14 protein-coding genes are annotated in these 18,022 nt (G+C 73.6%); 5 read left to right on the top strand and 9 right to left on the bottom strand.

Going from position 1 to position 18,022, the window contains the following annotated elements; translation table 11 throughout:
• The first annotated feature begins 36 nt into the window (after positions 1-36).
• Positions 37-2,880, top strand: coding sequence for an ATP-binding protein (locus AB0O07_RS14050; protein WP_365631725.1), 2,844 nt, complete (start codon positions 37-39; stop codon positions 2,878-2,880).
• Positions 2,881-2,981: 101 nt separating this feature from the next.
• Here the strand turns inward: AB0O07_RS14050 and nucS are convergent, their stop codons facing one another.
• Positions 2,982-3,653: an endonuclease NucS gene (gene nucS / locus AB0O07_RS14045; protein ID WP_365631723.1), complete on the bottom strand. Its 672-nt coding sequence runs from the start codon at positions 3,651-3,653 to the stop codon at positions 2,982-2,984.
• Between the two features lie 214 nt (positions 3,654-3,867).
• Between nucS and AB0O07_RS14040 the strand changes: the two genes are divergently transcribed.
• Entirely contained in the window at positions 3,868-4,260 is a 393-nt protein-coding gene (locus tag AB0O07_RS14040) for an SCO5389 family protein (RefSeq protein ID WP_365631721.1), read from the top strand.
• A 106-nt stretch (positions 4,261-4,366) separates the two neighbouring features.
• Here AB0O07_RS14040 and AB0O07_RS14035 read toward each other — a convergent pair whose 3' ends face one another.
• Complete coding sequence (locus AB0O07_RS14035; RefSeq protein ID WP_365631719.1) at positions 4,367-5,395, bottom strand: LLM class flavin-dependent oxidoreductase; 1,029 nt, start codon at positions 5,393-5,395, stop codon at positions 4,367-4,369.
• A gap of 258 nt (positions 5,396-5,653) precedes the next feature.
• On the opposite strand from AB0O07_RS14035, the gene AB0O07_RS14030 reads away from it, so the two are divergent.
• The gene (locus AB0O07_RS14030) at positions 5,654-5,983 is read left to right on the top strand and encodes an ATP/GTP-binding protein (protein ID WP_365631717.1); all 330 of its coding nucleotides are present in this window, start codon (positions 5,654-5,656) and stop codon (positions 5,981-5,983) included.
• 37 nt (positions 5,984-6,020) lie between these two features.
• Here the strand turns inward: AB0O07_RS14030 and AB0O07_RS14025 are convergent, their stop codons facing one another.
• From AB0O07_RS14025 to mce, 7 genes are all read right to left on the bottom strand, one after another.
• Entirely contained in the window at positions 6,021-6,941 is a 921-nt protein-coding gene (locus AB0O07_RS14025; RefSeq protein ID WP_365631715.1) for an ABC transporter permease subunit, read from the bottom strand.
• Complete coding sequence (locus tag AB0O07_RS14020; RefSeq protein WP_365631713.1) at positions 6,938-8,074, bottom strand: ABC transporter ATP-binding protein; 1,137 nt, start codon at positions 8,072-8,074, stop codon at positions 6,938-6,940. Before AB0O07_RS14020 ends, AB0O07_RS14025 begins: the two co-directional genes overlap by 4 nt.
• A gap of 186 nt (positions 8,075-8,260) precedes the next feature.
• Entirely contained in the window at positions 8,261-9,040 is a 780-nt protein-coding gene (locus AB0O07_RS14015) for an ABC transporter permease subunit (protein ID WP_365631711.1), read from the bottom strand.
• Positions 9,028-9,963 carry an ATP-binding cassette domain-containing protein gene (locus AB0O07_RS14010; protein ID WP_365631709.1) on the bottom strand — a complete coding sequence of 312 codons (936 nt, stop codon included), beginning with the start codon at positions 9,961-9,963 and terminating at the stop codon, positions 9,028-9,030. Before AB0O07_RS14010 ends, AB0O07_RS14015 begins: the two co-directional genes overlap by 13 nt.
• Before the next feature lie 103 nt (positions 9,964-10,066).
• Positions 10,067-11,005, bottom strand: coding sequence for a cellulose-binding protein (locus AB0O07_RS14005; protein ID WP_365631707.1), 939 nt, complete (start codon positions 11,003-11,005; stop codon positions 10,067-10,069).
• 144 nt (positions 11,006-11,149) lie between these two features.
• On the bottom strand, positions 11,150-14,872 hold the full coding sequence (scy, locus tag AB0O07_RS14000; protein WP_365631706.1) for a polarized growth protein Scy: 3,723 nt from the start codon (positions 14,870-14,872) through the stop codon (positions 11,150-11,152).
• A gap of 160 nt (positions 14,873-15,032) precedes the next feature.
• Positions 15,033-15,461, bottom strand: coding sequence for a methylmalonyl-CoA epimerase (mce, locus tag AB0O07_RS13995; protein WP_365631705.1), 429 nt, complete (start codon positions 15,459-15,461; stop codon positions 15,033-15,035).
• A 205-nt stretch (positions 15,462-15,666) separates the two neighbouring features.
• On the opposite strand from mce, the gene AB0O07_RS13990 reads away from it, so the two are divergent.
• Positions 15,667-16,869: an acetyl-CoA C-acetyltransferase gene (locus AB0O07_RS13990; RefSeq protein WP_365631703.1), complete on the top strand. Its 1,203-nt coding sequence runs from the start codon at positions 15,667-15,669 to the stop codon at positions 16,867-16,869.
• A 67-nt stretch (positions 16,870-16,936) separates the two neighbouring features.
• Positions 16,937-17,896 (top strand): methylmalonyl Co-A mutase-associated GTPase MeaB, encoded by a 960-nt coding sequence (gene meaB, locus AB0O07_RS13985; protein ID WP_365632978.1) that lies wholly within the window; start codon positions 16,937-16,939, stop codon positions 17,894-17,896.
• Positions 17,897-18,022 lie beyond the last annotated feature (126 nt).

The following is an 18,022-nucleotide window of genomic DNA, read 5'->3' as shown; positions in this document are numbered from 1 at the left end:
GGCAACGACACGCCATGATCTGGGGGGCTTTTCAGCATGGACCCGATAAGCCGGGCGCCGCGGGAGCACGGCCTGGACGACGACGAGACGCGCGGCGCCGGTGGTGACAGCGGGGCCGGAGGCGCCCGTACGGACAGCGGTTCCGACGGCGCGGCGGGCGTCCCCGACGCCCCGTACGCGGCGGAGCCCGCGGGCGTCAGCGTCAGTGTGCACGAAGGGGACGGCGCCGTCGCCGTCGCGCGGGCCGAACCGCCGCGCCCGCCCCGGGTGATGATCACCCCCGGCGAGGCGCCTCCCCCCGCCTCGCCCCCGGCCGCCGTCGCCCACATCAAGGGCGCGGGCCCCATCACCCCGGCGCAGCCCGTCCGTACCGTCCAGCTCGTCTCCGGCGACCTCCTCGTCACCGTCAACCCCGTCGACGGCAGCGAGATCGAACTCCTCCCGCCGGGCCGCGCGCACGCCGGGCCCGCCCGCCGCACCGCCGAGGAGCGCACCGAGTACCAGCGCGCGGGCCGCCCGCCGGTCCCGCCGGGGCCCGCCGCGCCCGCCCTCCCGCTGCTGGAGCGGCGCGACGAGCGCGCCCAGTTGACGGAGCTGCTGGGGCGCGGTCTCTCCGTACGGCTGACCGGGCCGGCCGGCTCCGGGCGCACCGCCCTGCTGGCCGCCGTCGGCGCGGAGTGCGCGGGGCTCGCGCCGGACGGGGTCGTACGGCTCTCCGGCTACCGCCGCACCGCCACCGAGCTGCTGTACGACCTGTACGCGGCCGTGTACCACTCGCCCCTGGTCCGCCCGAGCCGCGCCGAAGTCGCCGAACGGGTCCGCGAGATCGGCGCCGTCGTCCTCCTCGACGACCTGGAGCTGGGCGGCGAGGCGCTGGACGAACTCCTCGCGGCCACCCCGGAGTGCGCCTACCTCTGCGCCGCCACCCCGGAGACCCCGCCGCCCTCGGAGGGCGCGCTCCTCGCCGAGGTCCCCCTCGGCGGGCTCGGCCGGGGCTCCTCGCTGGAGCTGCTGGAGCATGTCGTCGAACGGGCGCTCACCGACGAGGAGGCGAACTGGGCGGGCGACCTCTGGTTCGAGTCCGAGGGGCTGCCGCTCCGCTTCGTCCAGGCCGGCGCGCTGCTGCTCCAGCGCGACCAGGCGCGTGCGGCGGCGGGCGAGTTCAGCGACTTCGAGCCGTACGCGCACCCCTACGAGCCCGCGCCGGAGCAGGGCGCCGGAGCCTCCGGCGCGGTGGTCTCCGCCGAAGGCCCCCGGGGCGCGCTCGCCACCGCCGTACCCTCCCCGGATACGGCGGGCGGCCCGCCGCTGCCCACTCTCGGCGAGGGCGCCGCGCCCGCCGCCCCGCTCGCCGCCCGGCTGAGCGAGTCGGCCCGCGCCACCCTGCGCTTCGCCGTCGCGCTCGGCGGCGAGGTCCCGCACCAGGCCCATCTGCCGGCCCTGGTCGGCGACACCCACGCGGACGCCGCCCTCGGCGAGCTGATGAGCTGCGGACTCCTCACCCCGGTCGGCGGGCGCTACCGGCTCGCGCCGGGTGTCGCCGCGCAGTTGGAGGCGGAGGGGTACGGGGCGGACGCGGTGGCCCACGCGCACACCGCCGCCCAGCACTACGCCTGGTGGGCCGGGCACCCCTCGGTCACCCCGGAGCGCGCCGCCGCCGAGGCGGGCGCCATCCTCGCCGCGATGGGGCCGCTGGTGCCCGGCACGGAGGCGGGCCACGCCAGCGCCGCCGTGCTGCTCGCCCGCTCCGCCGCCCCCGCCTTCCTCGCCGGGCTCCACTGGGGCGCCTGGGAACGCGCCCTGCGGACCGGCTCCGAGGCCGCCAGGGTCGCCGGGGAGGTCGCCGAAGAGGCGTACTTCCACCACGAGCTGGGCGTCCTCGCGCTCTGCGTCGGCAGCCTCGACTGGGCCCGCGCCGAGCTGGAGGCGTCGATCGGGATGCGCGGCGCCCTCGCCGACAAGATCGGCACGGTCGCGGGGCGCCGGGCGCTCGCCCTGGTCACCGACCGCGAGGCGGCGCCGAACGGACCGAGGCCGCTGGGCGCCGACGCGCCGACCGTACGGTACGAGAAGTCCGGGACCCGGCTCGCGGGCGCCTCGCTGCCCGAGCTGCCCGGACTCTCGAAGCCGGCCAGGCCGGCCCTCCCGGCCGGTCCGACCGGCACCCGGGCCGTCCCCGCCGCCGCCCCCATGGGGCCCGGCAACCCGGGCGGGGACCCGTACCGTACGCAGGTGACCGCGCGCACCCCGGTCGCCGCGCCCCGGCCCGGCGGCCCCGGGCACGCCCGCCGCCCGCCGCTGGGCGGGGCGCGCCGTAACCTCGTCGCCGCCGGCGCGGGCGCCCTCGTCGCCGCCGTCCTCGGTACGGTCGTGACGCTCGGGGCGACCTCGGGCGGCGACGGCACGCTCCCGGACCGGCCCGGCACCGGGCACTCCACCGGCCCGGACGACGCGGAGAAGGGCACCCCGCTCCCCGCCGACGAGCCCGCCGGCACCGCCCCGAGGCAGCCGGGGGCCCCGGCCGCGCCCGCCTCCCCGAGCGCCACGGAGAGTTCGGAGAGCCCCGGCCCCTCCGAGTCCCCGTCCCCCTCGGAGTCGCCGTCGGACTCCACCAGCACCTCCCCCGGCACCTCCCCGTCCGGCACGGGGCGGCCCACGGAGCCCACCGGCAGCCCCACGTCCTCCACCCCGGAGGACCCGCCGACGGACCCCACCCCCTCGGACCCCGAGCCCACGGACGACCCGCCGGAGTCCCCCTCGGACCCGGCGGACACCGGGACCCCGCCGTCCTCCCCGCAGACCACGGTCAGCGACGCGACCCCGAGCCTGGTCGACGAGAACGAACCGTCGGCGAACCAAACCTCACCGACGCAGATCTGACGGAAACGAAGGGGTCCGGCAGGCGCACCCGCGCCCGCCGGACCCTTTCGTTTCCGTTCGTTTCTGTTGAGTCTGCGATCGAAACAGCCGTGAAACTGCGATCAGAACAGTCGCAGCTTGTCGTCCTCGATACCGCGCAGCCCGTCGTAGTCGAGCACCACGCACCCGATGCCCCGGTCCGTGGCGAGCACCCGCGCCTGCGGCTTGATCTCCTGCGCCGCGAACACGCCCTTCACCGGCGCCAGATGCGGGTCCCGGTTGAGCAGCTCCAGATAGCGGGTGAGCTGTTCGACCCCGTCGATCTCACCGCGCCGCTTGATCTCCACCGCCACCGTGGCGCCGTCCGCGTCCCGGCAGAGGATGTCCACCGGGCCGATCGCCGTCGGGTACTCACGGCGGATCAGGGTGTACCCCTCGCCCAGCGTCTCGATGCGGTCCGCCAGCAGCTCCTGGAGGTGCGCCTCCACGCCGTCCTTGATCAGACCGGGGTCCACGCCCAGCTCATGGGAGGAGTCGTGGAGGACCTCCTCCATCGTGATGATCAATTTCTCGCCCGCTTTGTTGATGACCGTCCAGACGCCGGCGTCCGCGTCCGCCCCCTCCTTCAACGTGCAGGGCGGCGACATCCAGTTGAGCGGTTTGTACGCCCTGTCGTCGGCGTGGATGGAGACACTGCCGTCGGCCTTGACCAGGATGAGACGGGGAGCGGAGGGCAGATGGGCGGTGAGCCGGCCCGCGTAGTCGACGGAGCAGCGGGCGATGACGAGACGCATGGTCGGCAACGCTACTCGACGGCCGGCGCCGCGCGCGATTCGCCCTGGAAGCCCTGTTCGTTATTGGCCGGTTGTGGTCCCATTCTCCTGGTGTCTGTCCGGCGGCGCGCCTAACGTGTATGCGGGAGGTCGCCGCTCGTGCACGCTGCGTCGTCGCCGCCTCCTTCCCTGCCCGTAAGGCCCCGTGCCCCGCGGGGTCGCGAGAGGAGAACCCATGTCGCTCGACGTCTCACCGGCACTGTTGGAACAGGCCGAGCGAGGCGAGGTCGACGAAGCGGCTTTCGTCGACTGCGTCCGGACCTCCCTGCCCTACGCATGGGAGATGGTCAGTTCTCTGGTGGCTCAGCTGAAGGTGGACGGTGGACAGTTCGCCGACAACCAGACGCCTCCGCCGGACGAGCAGGCACGTGGTCAATTGCTGCGCGCGCTCGCGAGTGACGCCATTCGCGGTGCGCTCCAGCGTCACTTCGGAGTGCGGCTCGCGTTCCAGAACTGCCACCGCGTCGCGGTGTTCCCGCTCGACCCCTCGGTCGACGAGCGGCTGGGGCTCTTCACCTCGGTGCGGGCCCAGTTGCTCAACCAGTCCCCGGAACTGCGCGACTGCTGACGCCCTGCGGCTGTCGCTCCCGTACCGCGCCCCGTACCGCTCGTACCGCCGTACCGGCCGTACGGTCAACTCGGTGCCGGGGCGGCAGCCACCCTGACGGTCGGCCTCACCCCAGCAGCGGCAGCACCTCCGTCCCCAGCCGCCGTACGTTCTCCTCCGTCGCCGCCAGCTCCCCGGACCCCTCCACCAGCAGCGCGAACCGGGTGATGCCGGTGCGCTCGGCCGTCGCGGCGAGGCGGTCGGCGGCCAGCCGGGGCGGGCCCACCGGGTGCAGGGCGCAGAGCAGCCGTGTGTACGCCTCCGGATCGCGCATCCGCCGCGCCCGGCCGTCCACCGTGACATGCGCACCGAGCCCCTGGCGCAGCCAGCCGGGCATCGCCTTGACCAGGCGCTCCACCGCCTCCTCCCGCCCGTCCGCGATCTGCGCCACCCCCGCCGAGACATGCGGGGCGTGCTCGATCCGGGGGCCCGCCAGGCCCGCGGCCCGCGCGTGGCTCCGCCACAGCGCCACCATCTCCGCCTTCTCCTCGTCGCCGCAGTGCATTCCGAGGAGCATCGGCAGCCCGTGCTCGGCCGCCAGCCGGACGCTCCGGGGGCTCGTACAGGCCATGATCGTCTCGGGTCTGCCGCCCGGTGCCAGACCCTCGTCGGGGCGGGGCACGACGGTCACCTCGCGGAACGCGTAGCGGTCGCCCGCGTACCCCACCCGTGCCCCGTGCAGCCAGCGGAGCAGCAGGTCGAGCGCCTCGGGGAAGTCCCGCTCGTACGCGCCCAGACCCGTCCCGAAGACCTCCAGGTCGACCCAGGGGCCGCCGCGCCCCACCCCCAGGGTGAACCGTCCGCCGGAGAGGAGGTGGAGCAGCGCGGCCTGCTCCCCGAGGGCCACCGGATGGACGTTCGGCAACACGCTGACCGCCGTACCCACCCGGATGTGCCGCGTCCGGCCGAGCAGCAGCGCGGCGAGCGTCACGGCCGACGGGCAGACGCCGTACGGCACGAAATGGTGCTCCGCGAGCCAGACCGCGTCGAGCCCGGACTCCTCGGCCAGCTCCGTCGTGCGCACCGCCCGGTGCAGCGCCTCCCCCTGGCCCTGACCAGGGAATTGGGCGGCCAGTACAAAAGCTCCCACACGCATCGCCTTCTGCCTCCTTGCGGCCGACGCGACTCCCCCTACTGGCAACAACGCCTGACACGTGCCAAAGGCACGGCCAGCGGCAGAATTCATGCGATTGTCTGTTAAGTGCCTTTTGTCGCCGGGTGGTTCGTGAGCCGGTCCGTGAACCGGTCCCCGGCCCGGGTCCGGGGGCCTTTCCCGGGCCTCAGAAGGCGTCTGCCCGGTGGCGCTGGCCGTAGGCTGGAAAAGAACTGTGCCGTCGGCCCCGTGAGGTGTCCCGTGTCCCCGCGCCGCAACCGCCCCCGAGGCGGCGAGAATCCGAACGAGCGAGCCGCCGAGCCAGGCGACCGGTACGGCGGCTTCCAGCGCTCGGAAACCTGGCAGGGCGAGAATTGGTCAGTTCGCCATGTGGCCGGGGCAAGTGCTGCGGGCAAGCGGTACCGCTGCCCCGGATGCGACCAGGAGATCCCCTCCACCGTGCCGCACGTGGTCGCCTGGCCCGAGTACGGCGGGGTCGACGACCGGCGCCACTGGCACCAGGCCTGCTGGAACGCGAAGGACCGCCGCACCTCCCGGGTGCAGCGGTCCCGTAACGCGCCCCGGTACTGAGGGCTCGCGGGCGGACCCGGCACCCGCGCCCGCCGGCTCACACGTCGCGGCGCTCCTGGAGGACGTACGCGAGCGCCATCGCCACCGCCACGATCCCGGTGATGATCAACAGCGGGGTCGCGCCCCTGGGGCCGGACCCGAACTCCTGGCCGTAGAGCGGCACCATCATGCTCGGGATCGAGTACGAGAGCAGGAACATCCGGACGCCGTTGAGCCCCTTGGTGACCATGAACATGGACATCACCAGGGGCAGCAGCACCACGCCGATCATCACGGTGATCGCCGCCGCCGAGTGCCGGACCAGCGAGCCCACCGCGACCGACAGCAGCCCGACCATCGCCACGTAGTAGGAGACGCCGACCGTCGCCCGCAGTAGCGCGCCCGGGGCGGGGGTCGCGGCGTCGAGAAGGGCGATCTGGAGCACGGCGGTGAGCAGGGTCGTCACGGTCGTGAGCGTGAAGACCAGGGCGAAGTAGACCAGCGACTTGGCGGCCAGCACCCGGCCCCGGCTGGGGCAGGCGGTGAGGGTCGTCCGCATCATCCCGGTGCCGTGCTCCGACGACATCGTCAGCACCCCGAGCGTGATCACACAGAGGGTGCCCATCATCACCCCGAAGACCCCGAGGAAGAGCAGGGTCGCGGGGTCGACCGGCTGGAGGGCCATGTCCACCCGGCCCGCCGACTCGCGGTCACGGGCGAGGACCACCGCCGAGAGCACCCCGAGGCCCACGATCAGGACCACCATCACGCCCAGCGACCACACCGTGGAACGCAGGGAGCGCAGCTTCGTCCACTCCGAGGCGAGGGCGTCGCCGAGGTGTGCGTCACGGACCGGGATCGGCGAGACATACGGCGCGGGGGCGGGCCCCGTGCGGCCGGGGCCGGCGGCCCGGGGCGCGGCCGGGCCCGGTGCCGGTGCCGGGGCCGGGTGCCGGGGCTGCTGGTACGGCGTGGTCATCGGGCGTCCTCGCTGCTGCTGTCGCTTCGGTCCGGCTCGGCGGCGGGCGCGCCGGGCCGTGGCGGGGGGAACCAGCCCCCTTGCGGGACCTCGGGGCCCACCGGGGCCCCCTCCGCCCGTTCCGCCTCCTGCTGGGCCGCCAGGGCCGCCGCGTACCCCTCGGGCGGCCCGTACCCCGAAGGCGGGGGCGGCGGCACGAAGCCGGCCAGCTCGTCGGCGGTGGAGCGGTAGTCCACGGCGCTGTTCGTCAGCCGCATGTACGCCTCCTCCAGCGACGCCTGATGCGGGGAGAGCTCCCACAGCCGTACGCCCGCGCCGTGCGCCAGCTCGCTGATGCGGGGGAGCGGCACCCCGGTGACCCGCAGCGCCCCGTCCGGCTCCGGGAGCACCTCGCCGCCCGCCCCGGCCAGCGCCCCGTGCAGCTTCTCCCGCTGCGCCGGATCGCCGTCCGGGGTGCGGACCCGGGCGAAGTCGGCCGAGTTGGCCGAGATGAAGTCCGGCACGCTCATGTCGGCGAGGAGCCGGCCCCGGCCGATCACGATGAGATGGTCGGCGGTGAGCGCCATCTCGCTCATCAGGTGCGAGGAGACGAAGACCGTACGGCCCTCGGCCGCGAGCTGGCGCATCAGGCTCCGCACCCAGAGGATCCCCTCCGGGTCGAGCCCGTTGACCGGCTCGTCGAAGAGGAGCACCTGCGGATCGCCGAGCAGCGCCGCCGCGATCCCGAGCCGCTGCCCCATCCCCAGCGAGAACCCCTTGGAACGGTGCTTGGCGACATCCTGGAGCCCCACCACGCCGAGCACCTCCTCGACCCGCGCCGCCGGGATCCCGGAGAGCTGGGCGAGCGACAGGAGGTGGTTGCGCGCGCTGCGCCCGCCGTGCACGGCCTTGGCGTCGAGAAGCGCGCCGACCTGGCGCGGGGCGTTCGGGAGGCGCCGGAAGGGGTGGCCGCCGACCGTGACGGTGCCGCTGGTCGGGCGGTCCAGCCCGACGATCATCCGCATCGTGGTCGACTTGCCGGAGCCGTTGGGGCCGAGGAAGCCGGTGACATGGCCCGGCCGCACCTGGAAGGAAAGGTTGTCCACGGCCGTCTTGGCGCCGAAGCGCTTCGTCAGGCCGACTGCCTCGATCATGCTCCTATGCTCCAGCCCCATCGACAGGTCAGGTGGTCGGGGCGGTGGCCCGGCACGGACCGGCGAACCCCCATGAAGAAACCCCCGTAGGAGTTAGGAGGATAACCAGCCGCTGACGGTTCCGGCCAAGCCGTTCCGCCGTCGCGTCACGCGTCCCGCCGTCGCGTCACGCCTTCCGCCGCCGCGTCACGCGTCCCGCCGCCGGAGCACCGCGTAACCGCCCGCCAGCGCCGCCACCACCCAGAGCGCCATGATCCCCAGCCCCTGCCACGGCCCGTACGGCGCCGCCTCCCCGGTGAGGCCGCCCGGCACCACCTGGGTGATCTGGCGCCCCGCCTGGTCCGGGAAGTAGCGGGCGACGGCCTTCGTGCCCGGCACCGCCGCCAGGATCTGCGAGACCAGGAAGAAGAACGGCATCAGGATGCCCAGCGACAGCACCGAGCTGCGCAGCATCGCGGCGACCCCCATCGAGAACAGCGCGATCAGCGCCATGTAGAGCCCGCTCCCGAACACCGCCCGCAGCACCCCCGGCTCGCCGAGGCCCGTCCCGTGGGACCCCAGCAGCGCCTGCCCGAGGAAGAACGCGGCGAAGCCGGTGACCACCCCCACCACCAGCGCCAGTGCCCCGGCCACCGCGATCTTGCAGAAGAGGAAGGTGCCCCGGCGCGGCACCGCCGCCAGCGACCCCCGGATCATCCCCGAGCTGTACTCGGAGCCCACCACCAGCACCCCGAAGACCACCATCGCGAGCTGCCCCAGCACCATCCCGGAGAAGCTGGTGTACGTCGGGTCGAAGGCGGCCCGCTCGGCCGGCGGCAACGAGTCGAACTGGGAGTTCACCACCGCCGACAGCGCACCGCCCAGGGCCACCGTCACCACCAGGGCGCTGATCAGCGTCCAGGTCGTCGAGGAGACCGTACGGATCTTGGTCCACTCCGAGCGCAGGACCGCCGTCACCGCGGCCATGCCGGGCCCTCCTCGCCGGAGCCGCGGGTGTGGTACTCGACCGACTCCGCGGTCATCCGCATGAACGCCTCCTCCAGCGAGGCGCGCTCCGCGCTCAGCTCATGGAGCGTGACGCCGTCCCGCGCCGCCACCTCACCCAGCTCCTCGGTGCGCGCCCCGTCCACCTCCAGCGCGCCGTCCGCCGCCTCGCGCGCCGGGAAACCCGCCCTGTGCAGCGCGTCCTTCAGCCGCTCCGGATGCGGCGAACGCAGCCGTACGAAACTCCGCGCATTCGCCCGGATGAACTCCGCCATCGACGTGTCCGCGAGGAGTCTGCCCTGCCCGATGACGATCAAGTGATCGGCGGTCAGGGCCATTTCGCTCATCAGATGACTCGATACGAAGATCGTGCGCCCTTCATGTGCGAGTGTCTTCATCAGATTGCGGATCCAGTGGATTCCCTCCGGGTCCAGACCATTCACCGGCTCGTCGAACATCAGGATCTCCGGATCGCCGAGCAGCGCCGCGGCGATACCGAGCCGCTGCCCCATCCCCAGCGAGAACCCTTTCGGCTTCTTCCGCGCCACCGCCGTCAGTCCGACGATGTCCAGCACCTCGCCGATCCGGCGCTCCGGGATCCGGTTGCTCTGCGCCAGACAGAGCAGGTTGTGGTACGCGCTCCGGCCCCCGTGCACCGACGCCGCCTCCAGCAGCGCCCCGACCCGGGTCAGCGGCGCCGGCAGCTCCGCGTACCGCACCCCGTCGACCAGCACCGTGCCCGCCGTCGGACGGTCCAGGCCGAGGATCATCCGCATCGTGGTCGACTTGCCCGCCCCGTTGGGCCCGAGGAAGCCGGTCACCACCCCGGGCCGTACCCGGAAGGAGAGGCGGTCCACCGCCACCGTGCGGCCGAACCGCTTGGTGAGCCCCGCAGCCTCGATCATGCGGACCAACCTAAGCGCGCGAAAGGCCCCCCGCCACCGGAGTGACAGGGGGCCTTTCGACCGTTACGCGACGGAGCGGCCGTCACACGACGGACCGGCCGGTTCAGCGGGACTGCTGCGCCGGGACCCCGCGCGAGATCGGCTCGTCCTCGGCCGGGGAACCCGCAGCGGCCACCGCGGCACCCGTCAGCGTCGCCAGCATCTCGCGGACGTTGGTGAGCTGGGCGTTGATCGAGTCGCGGCGGTTCGTCAGCGCCGCCAGCTCGCGCTCCGACTCGCTGCGGATCCGGTCGGCCTTGGCGTTCGCGTCCGCCACGATGTCCTCGGACTGGCGCTGCGCCGTCTCGACGGTCTGCCGCGCCCTGCGCTCCGCGTCCGTCCGCAGCTTCTCCGCCTCCAGGCGGAGCTGCTCGGCGCGGTGCTCGATCTCCGCCAGCCGCTTCTCGGCCTTCGCCTGACGGGACGCCAGGTCGCGCTCCGACTGCTCACGCCGCTTGGCGAGGTTCGTCTCGAAGTCCGCGGCGGCCTGGGCGGCCTTGGCGCGGGTCTCCTCGAAGAGCGCGTCGGCCTCCTCGCGCTTGGACTGCGCGTCCTTCTGCGCGTCCGAACGGAGCGTGGCCGCGTCGCCCTTCGCCTTGTCGACGATGCGGACGCCCTCGTCCTCGGCCTTCGCCTTGCGCTCGACGGCGAACGCCTCGGCGTCGTTACGGACCTGCTGGGCCGCCGACTCGGCCAGCTCACGGTGCTGCTCGGCCGCCCGGCGGGCCTCCTCGCGCAGGTCCTTCGCCTCCTCCTCGGCGAGGCGGAGGATCTTCTCGACGCGGGCGCCGAGACCGGCGTACGACGGCTCCGCGTCGTTCACCTGCGCCTGCGCGTTCTGCGTCTCCAGGTGGAGTTCCTCGATGCGCTTTTCGAGAGAGGTGATGCGGGACAGTGCGCTGTCACGGTCGGCGACGAGTTTGGTAATGCGGTCGTCCACCTGACCGCGGTCGTAACCACGCCGCACGAGCTCGAAGCCGAATGGGGAGGAAGTGTCGCTCATGGGGTTCCTGTCGAATGAGACCGGTGAGGTGATAGGGGGAATCCTAGGGGCCTAAGCGGCGTGTCATCGAGCTGATGCAGGTTTGATATGGAGAATGTCCAGCCTTTCGAGTGGCACGTCCCCCTCCAGAGACGCCAACGGTCACTAACTGTCAGAAGACTTGCTACTCGAACGGGTGATTCCGGCCGCTGCGCCCGCCTTGACGGGATTGTCCTTCCCGCCGCCTGACGGTGCCTCGAACGACTCCAGCGCCTCCAGCACGTCCTGGACACGGGAGATCTCCGCCTGGATGTCCTCGCGCCGGCGCACCAGCACATCCAGCTCACGTTTGCCCTCGTCGACCACGCGCCGTGCCTCGGTGACCGCCTCGGAGCGCAGCTGGTCGGCCTCACGGACCGCCGAAGCCTTCTTCTGCTCGGCCTCCTTGAGCAGCCCCTCCGCCTTGCGCACCGCCGAGATCCGGACCGAACTCGCCTCCGAGTTGGCGTCCGCCACCACCTGCTTGGCCTTCTCATCGGCCTCGGCGCGCTGCTCGTCGGCGGCCTTCATCAGCTTGTCGACCCGCTCGCCCGCCGTCCGCAACTGCTCGGACGTCTCGCGCCGGGCCCGCTCGTGGAGCTGCTCGATCTCGTTCTCGATCCGGCGGCGCAGCTCCTCGGCCCGCTCCCGGATCGCCGTCGCGTCCCGCCGCGCCCCCACCAGCAGCTCGTTCGCGTCCGAACGGGCCTGCTCCACCAGGGAGTTCCCGTCGACCGTCGCGTCCGAGGTGATCCGGGCCGCCTCCTTGCGGGCCGCGCCGACCAGCGTGTCGGCCTGCTTCTCCGCCTCGGTGGCGGCCCGGAGGCCCTCCTCCTGGGCCTTGTTGATGAGCTGGTCCGCCTGCTCGGCCGCGTCGGAACGGCGCTTCGCCGCGTCCTTGCGCGCCTCGTCGAGCAGCCAGTCCGTCTCCTCCTGCGCCTCGGTCCTGATCCGCTCGGCCGTGGCCTCGCTCTCCCGCTGGTGCCGCTCCGCCTCGGCGCGCAGCCGCTCCGCCGTCTGCTGGGCCGAGCCCACCGTCTCGGTGGCCTCAGCGCGCATCCGCTCGGCCTCGCCCGCCGCCTCGTTGATCAGCCGGTCGGCCTGCCCGGCGGCGTCGCCCCGCATCCGGTTGGCGTCCTCGCGGGCCTCGGCGCGCGCCCGGGACGCGTCCCGCTCCGCCCCCGCCAGCGCCTCCGACGCCTCGGTACGGACCCGCTGGACATACTCCGCGGTGTCCGAACGGAGCCGCTCCGCCTCGCCGATCGCGTCGTTGACGGTACGTTCCGCCAGCGCCTGCGCGGCCTCGCTCTCCTCCTGGGAGCGGGTACGGAGCCGGTGCGCGTCCTCGGACGCCCGCTCCCGCTCCGCCCGCGCCTCCGTGAGAATCCGCTCCGACTCCTCGCGGGTCTCCGCCGTGAGCTGGTCGGCGGCCTGCTCGGCGGCGGCCCGCTGGGCCAGGATCTCCTGCTCCGCCTGGTCGTGCAGCCCGGCGACGGTCTCCCGTACCTGCTGCGCGGTCTGCTCGGCCGCCGCCACCAGCTCGGTCGCCCGGTAGTCCGCCTCGCCGACCAGCCGCTGCGCCTCGGCCTGCGCCTCCTCGACCCGCTTCCGCGCCGAGGCGAGCAGCTCCTCGCTCTGCTCCCGGGCCCGCTCGCGCTCCTGCTCCGCCTCGGCCCGCGCCCCGGTCAGGGTCTCCTCGGCCTCGCGGCGCCGGCGCGTCGCCTCCTCCTGCGCGGCGCCCAGCGCCTCGGCGGCCTCCGCGCCGACCCGCTCGGCCGCCGCCGCCGCCTCGGACCTGATCCGGTCGGCGCTCTCCTGCGCCTCCGTCTTCAGCCGCTCCGCCTCGGTGGCGGCGTCCGTCCGCAGCCGTACCGCCGCGTTCTCCGCCTCCGCGCGGGACGCCGAGGCGTCCTCGGCCGCCTCGGTCCGCAGCCGCCGCGCCTCCTCCTCGGCCTGCGCCTGGAGCGTACGGACCCGCTCGGCGGTCTCCGCGCGCAGCCGCTCGGCCTCCTCGGCCGCGTCCCGCCGGATCCGCTCGCCCTCGGTGCGCGCCTCGGCCAGCGCCTCCTCGGCCGACGTGAAGCGCTGCTCGGCCTCCGTGTGCAGCCGGGTCAGCTCACCGGCCGCCTCCGCCTTACGGGCCTCGACGCCCCGCTCGGCCTCCTCGCGCAGCTCCGTCGCCGCCTGCTCGGCGGCGGCCCGCATGACCTCGGCGAGGTCCTCGCCCTCCTCACGGAGCCGCTCCGCCTCCGCCCGGGTGCGCTCCAGGGTCTCCTCGGCCTGCCGGCGCAGCGTCGTGGCGCGCTCGATGGCCTCGGTCCGTACCCGCTCGCTCTCGGCCGTCGCCCCGCTGCGCACCTCGTCGGCGTCGGCCTTCGCCTTGGTCAGCAGCTCCTCGGCGGACCTGGCCGCCTCCTCGATCTGCTGGACCGCCTCCCGGCGGGCCTCGCCCCGGATCCGCTCGCCCTCCGCGACCGCCTCGGCCCGTAGCTGCTCGGCCTCGCCGCGGAGCCGGCGCGCCTCCTCCTGGAGCTCGACCGTCTTGGCCCGGTACTCCTTGGTGTCGTCCTTGGCGGCGCCCTTGAGCTGGTCGGCCTGTTCGGCGGCCTCGCCCCGGAGCCGGTCCGCCTCGGCCTCGGCCTCGCGCCGGATCCGGTCGGCCTCCTCGCTCGCCGAGCGGGTGGTGGCCTGGGCGTCGTCGGACGCCTTCGTCAGGACCTCCTCGGCGGTCCGGGCCGCCTTGGCGAGCTGGGCCGCGGTGTCCTCGGCGGCGACCGTACGGGCCTTCTCGGCGGCCTCCGCGACCAGCTTCTCGCCCTCGGCGCGGGCGTCGGCGAGGACCTGCTCGGCCTCCTCCTTGGTGGCCTCGGCCTCGCTGGTCGCCTCGTTGACCAGCCGGGCGATCTCCGACTTGGCGGTACGGCTGCGCTGCTCGTTCTGCGACTCGGCGCTCGCCAGTTTCTTGGCGGCGGACTCCTTGGCCTCCGTGAGGACCTTCTCGGCCTCGGCGCGGGCCTCCCGCAGCCGCTCCTCGGCCGCCGCGATCCGCTGCTCGGCGGCGCGGCTCAGCTCGGCGGCCTGCTGGCGGGCCTGGTCGGCCTCGGCGGTGGTGGAGGAGCGGAGCTGTTCGGCGTGGCTGGTGGCCTCCTGGGCCTGCGAGGACGCGGCGTTCATCATCCGCTCGGCGTCCCTGCGGGCCCGCAGCAGCAACTGCTCGGCCTCGGCCCGCGCCGACTCCGCCTCGGAGTTGAGCCGCCGCCGGGCCTCGTCGGCGGCGCGGGCGGCCTCCGCGCGGGCGGCGGCGAGCGACTGCTCGGCCTCGGCCCGCGACTCGTCCATCAGCCGCCGGGCCTGCGCCTCGGTACGGGACCTGAGCTGCTCGGCCCAGGCGACGTTCTCGTTGACGTGGGACTCGACGGTCTGCCGGCGCTCCGCCAGCTCCTGGTCGAGGCGCTGACGGCGCTGGGTGGCCTCCGCGTGCAGCTCCGCCTGGAGCCGTGCCTGGTGCTCGGCGTGCTCCTGGAGGATGCGCTGGGTCTGGGCGCGGGCGTCGCGCAGCTCCCGCTCGGCCTCCTGGCGCATCTGCTCGGCCTGCATCTGCGCGTTCCGCAGATGCTGCTCCGCCTGATAGCCGAGGTCTCCCGCGTCGTACGAGGAGGAGGGACGGGTCGCCAGAGCGCGCCGTGCCTCATGGAGCTTGGCACGCAACACCTCGACCTGGTAACCGAGGTCCTCGGCGTGCTGGACGGCCTTCTCCCGCGCGGTCTTCAGCCGGTCCATCTCGGCTTCGAACCGCGAGAGGTGGTCGTCCTCAGCTCGGTGGCTCTGCTGGCTTTCGTAGCCCCGCACTGCGCGGTCCCATCCGTCCCCTGGTCGCAACTGCCCTGTCTGGGCCCCGTTCTCGGCGAACGGACCCCCGGGGAATGGTGACAGATCAACGGCAGGGGCGCGGCCCCGGCCCGGCCCCGGCTCCGGATGCGCCACTCTACCGGGCCGCGAATCCTTAAGGTCAGTGCTCCGGGCGGGAGGTGACCAGTTCTGTGAGTACGCCGTGGCAGTCCTTGGGGTGGAGGAAGGTGATGCGCGACCCCATGGAACCGGTGCGCGGCTCGTCGTACAGGACCCGCACGCCCCGCTCCCGTACGGTCTCGGCGGCCCCGTCCACATCAGGGGTGCCGAACGCGATGTGATGCACGCCCTCCCCGTGCCTGGCCAGCCATTTCCCGACCGCCGAGTCCTCCCGGAGCGGCTCCAGGAGCTGGAGGTACGAGGCCCCGCCGTCGGAGGTTTCGTTGATCTTCAGCATGGCCTCGCGGACCCCCTGCTCCTCGTTGACCTCGGTGTGGAAGACCTCGAAGCCGTACGTGGCGCGGTAGAAGGCGACGGTCGCTTCGAGGTCGAAACAGGCGATTCCGATGTGGTCGATTCTGGTCAGCATGAAGACAGTGCAGCGGTAAGAGGGCGATGACGCAACGTGCGGGAGGGAGAACGCGACGTACGGCACGTGCGGCCGATCACATGCGCGGCCGGGTGACCGGGAGCCGCTCCGCTCAGTACATTTGATGTGAACCATCGTTCACTCGCACGCCATGGCCCGCCGCACCGTACCCGAGAAGCGACAAGAAGTAAGGGGATCGCGTCCCATGTCTGGAACGAACACCACCACCTCCGTGATCGTCGCCGGGGCCCGTACGCCCATGGGCAGGCTGCTCGGCTCCCTCACCCCCTTCTCCGGGGCCGACCTGGGCGGATTCGCCATCAGGGCCGCCCTGGAGCGGGCCGGGATCGGCGGGGACCAGGTGGAGTACGTGATCATGGGCCAGGTCCTCCAGGCCGGGGCCGGCCAGATCCCGGCGCGGCAGGCCGCCGTCAAGGCCGGGATCCCGATGAACGTCCCGGCCCTCACCGTCAACAAGGTCTGTCTCTCCGGCCTCGACGCGATCGCGCTCGCCGATCAGCTCATCCGCGCCGGCGAGTTCGACATCGTCGTCGCGGGTGGCCAGGAATCGATGACGAACGCCCCACACCTGCTCCCCAAGTCCCGCGCCGGCCACAAGTACGGTGCGATCGAGATGCTCGACTCCATGGCGTACGACGGACTGACCGACTCCTTCGAGTCGATCGCCATGGGCGCCTCCACCGAGAAGCACAACACCCGGCTCGGGATCACCCGCCCCCCGCAGGACGAGTTCGCCGCCCTCTCGCACCAGCGGGCCGCCGCCGCCCGGAAGAACGGCGTCTTCGAGGCGGAGATCACCCCGGTGGAGATCCCGCAGCGCAAGGGCGACCCGGTGCTCTTCTCCCAGGACGAGGGGATCCGCCCGGAGACCACCGTGGAGTCGCTCTCCCGGCTGCGCCCCGCGTTCGCCGCCGACGGCACGATCACGGCGGGCACCTCCTCGCAGATCTCCGACGGCGCGGCGGCGGTCGTCGTGATGAGCCGGGCGAAGGCGGAGGAACTCGGCCTGGAGTGGCTGGCCGAGATCGGCTCCCACGGCAATGTGGCGGGCCCGGACAACTCCCTCCAGTCCCAGCCCTCCAACGCGATCCGGCACGCCCTCGACAAGGCCGGCCTCGACGTCGGTGACCTGGACCTCATCGAGATCAACGAGGCGTTCGCGGCGGTCGCCGTCCAGTCGATGCGCGATCTGGGGGTCTCCCCGGAGAAGGTGAACGTCAACGGCGGAGCGATCGCTCTCGGCCATCCCATCGGCATGTCCGGCGCCCGGATCGTCCTGCATCTGGCCCTGGAGCTGAAGCGGCGCGGCGGCGGCACCGGCGCGGCGGCACTCTGCGGGGGCGGCGGCCAGGGCGACGCGCTGATCGTCCGCGTACCGGAGGTGTGATCCGGAGGCGTGATCCGGCGGTGGCGACGGTGGCGAAGGCGACGACAGGGAGCGGAACGGAATGACCATGCCACAGGACGTCCCCGGGCTGGTGGCCCGGGCGCGTGAGGGCGGGTCGAGGGCGGTGGCCCGGCTGATCTCCCTGGTCGAGGGGGCGTCACCGCTGCTCCGCGAGGTGATGGCCGCGCTGGCCCCGCTCACGGGCAACGCGTATGTCATCGGCCTCACCGGCTCGCCCGGGGTCGGCAAGTCGACCTGCACCTCCGCGCTGGTCTCCGCCTACCGGGCAACGGGCCGGCGGGTCGCCGTACTGGCGGTCGACCCCTCGTCCCCCTTCTCCGGCGGCGCGCTCCTCGGCGACCGGGTCCGGATGTCCGAGCACGCCTCCGACCCCGGCGTCTACATCCGCTCGATGGCCACCCGGGGCCACCTCGGCGGCCTCGCCTGGGCGGCACCGCAGGCGGTCCGGGTGCTGGACGCGGCGGGGTTCGACGTGATCGTCGTGGAGACCGTAGGGGTGGGCCAGTCGGAGGTCGAGATCGCCTCGCAGGCCGATACCTCGGTGGTGCTGCTGGCCCCCGGTATGGGGGACGGGATCCAGGCGGCGAAGGCGGGGATCCTGGAGATCGGCGACGTCTACGTGGTCAACAAGGCCGACCGGGACGGCGCCGACGCCACGGCCCGCGAGCTCAACCACATGCTGGGCCTGGGCGAGGCCCGCGCCCCCGGCGACTGGCGCCCGCCGATCGTACGGACGGTCGCGGCGCGCGCCCAGGGCATCGACGAACTGGTGGCGGCGGTCGAGAAGCACCGCGCGTGGATGGCGGAACACGGCGTCCTCACCGCCCGCCGGGCCCGCCGCGCCGCCCACGAGGTGGAGACCATCGCCGTCACCGCCCTCCGCGAACGCATCGGGGACCTCCACGGCGACCGCCGCCTGGAGTCCCTGGCGGTGGAGGTGGCGGCGGGCGCCCTGGACCCGTACACGGCGGCGGACAAACTCATCGCGGGCCTGACACACGGCTGACGCCCCCCCCGCGTACGGGTGGCGCCCGCCGGCGGGGGACCGGCGGGCGCCTGTACGGGGTGGCCGCGAGGCCGGTCGGCGGCGGCTGCGGTGGCGGCTGCGGCTGCGGCTGCGGCGGCTGCGGTC

The sequence above is a fragment of the Streptomyces sp. NPDC093085 genome (genome assembly GCF_040683935.1).
Lineage (GTDB): Bacteria > Actinomycetota > Actinomycetes > Streptomycetales > Streptomycetaceae > Streptomyces.
This window is presented reverse-complemented; position numbering and strand designations above follow the sequence as displayed.

Bases quoted from the DNA above. Each gene is read 5' to 3' on its own strand.
- AB0O07_RS14050 (WP_365631725.1), top strand. From the start codon at position 37: ATGGACCCGATAAGCCGGGCGCCGCGGGAGCACGGCCTGGACGACGAC.
- nucS (WP_365631723.1), bottom strand. From the start codon at position 3,653: ATGCGTCTCGTCATCGCCCGCTGCTCCGTCGACTACGCGGGCCGGCTC.
- AB0O07_RS14040 (WP_365631721.1), top strand. From the start codon at position 3,868: ATGTCGCTCGACGTCTCACCGGCACTGTTGGAACAGGCCGAGCGAGGC.
- AB0O07_RS14035 (WP_365631719.1), bottom strand. From the start codon at position 5,395: ATGCGTGTGGGAGCTTTTGTACTGGCCGCCCAATTCCCTGGTCAGGGC.
- AB0O07_RS14025 (WP_365631715.1), bottom strand. From the start codon at position 6,941: ATGACCACGCCGTACCAGCAGCCCCGGCACCCGGCCCCGGCACCGGCA.
- AB0O07_RS14020 (WP_365631713.1), bottom strand. From the start codon at position 8,074: ATGATCGAGGCAGTCGGCCTGACGAAGCGCTTCGGCGCCAAGACGGCC.
- AB0O07_RS14015 (WP_365631711.1), bottom strand. From the start codon at position 9,040: ATGGCCGCGGTGACGGCGGTCCTGCGCTCGGAGTGGACCAAGATCCGT.
- AB0O07_RS14010 (WP_365631709.1), bottom strand. From the start codon at position 9,963: ATGATCGAGGCTGCGGGGCTCACCAAGCGGTTCGGCCGCACGGTGGCG.
- AB0O07_RS14005 (WP_365631707.1), bottom strand. From the start codon at position 11,005: ATGAGCGACACTTCCTCCCCATTCGGCTTCGAGCTCGTGCGGCGTGGT.
- mce (WP_365631705.1), bottom strand. From the start codon at position 15,461: ATGCTGACCAGAATCGACCACATCGGAATCGCCTGTTTCGACCTCGAA.
- AB0O07_RS13990 (WP_365631703.1), top strand. From the start codon at position 15,667: ATGTCTGGAACGAACACCACCACCTCCGTGATCGTCGCCGGGGCCCGT.
- meaB (WP_365632978.1), top strand. From the start codon at position 16,937: ATGCCACAGGACGTCCCCGGGCTGGTGGCCCGGGCGCGTGAGGGCGGG.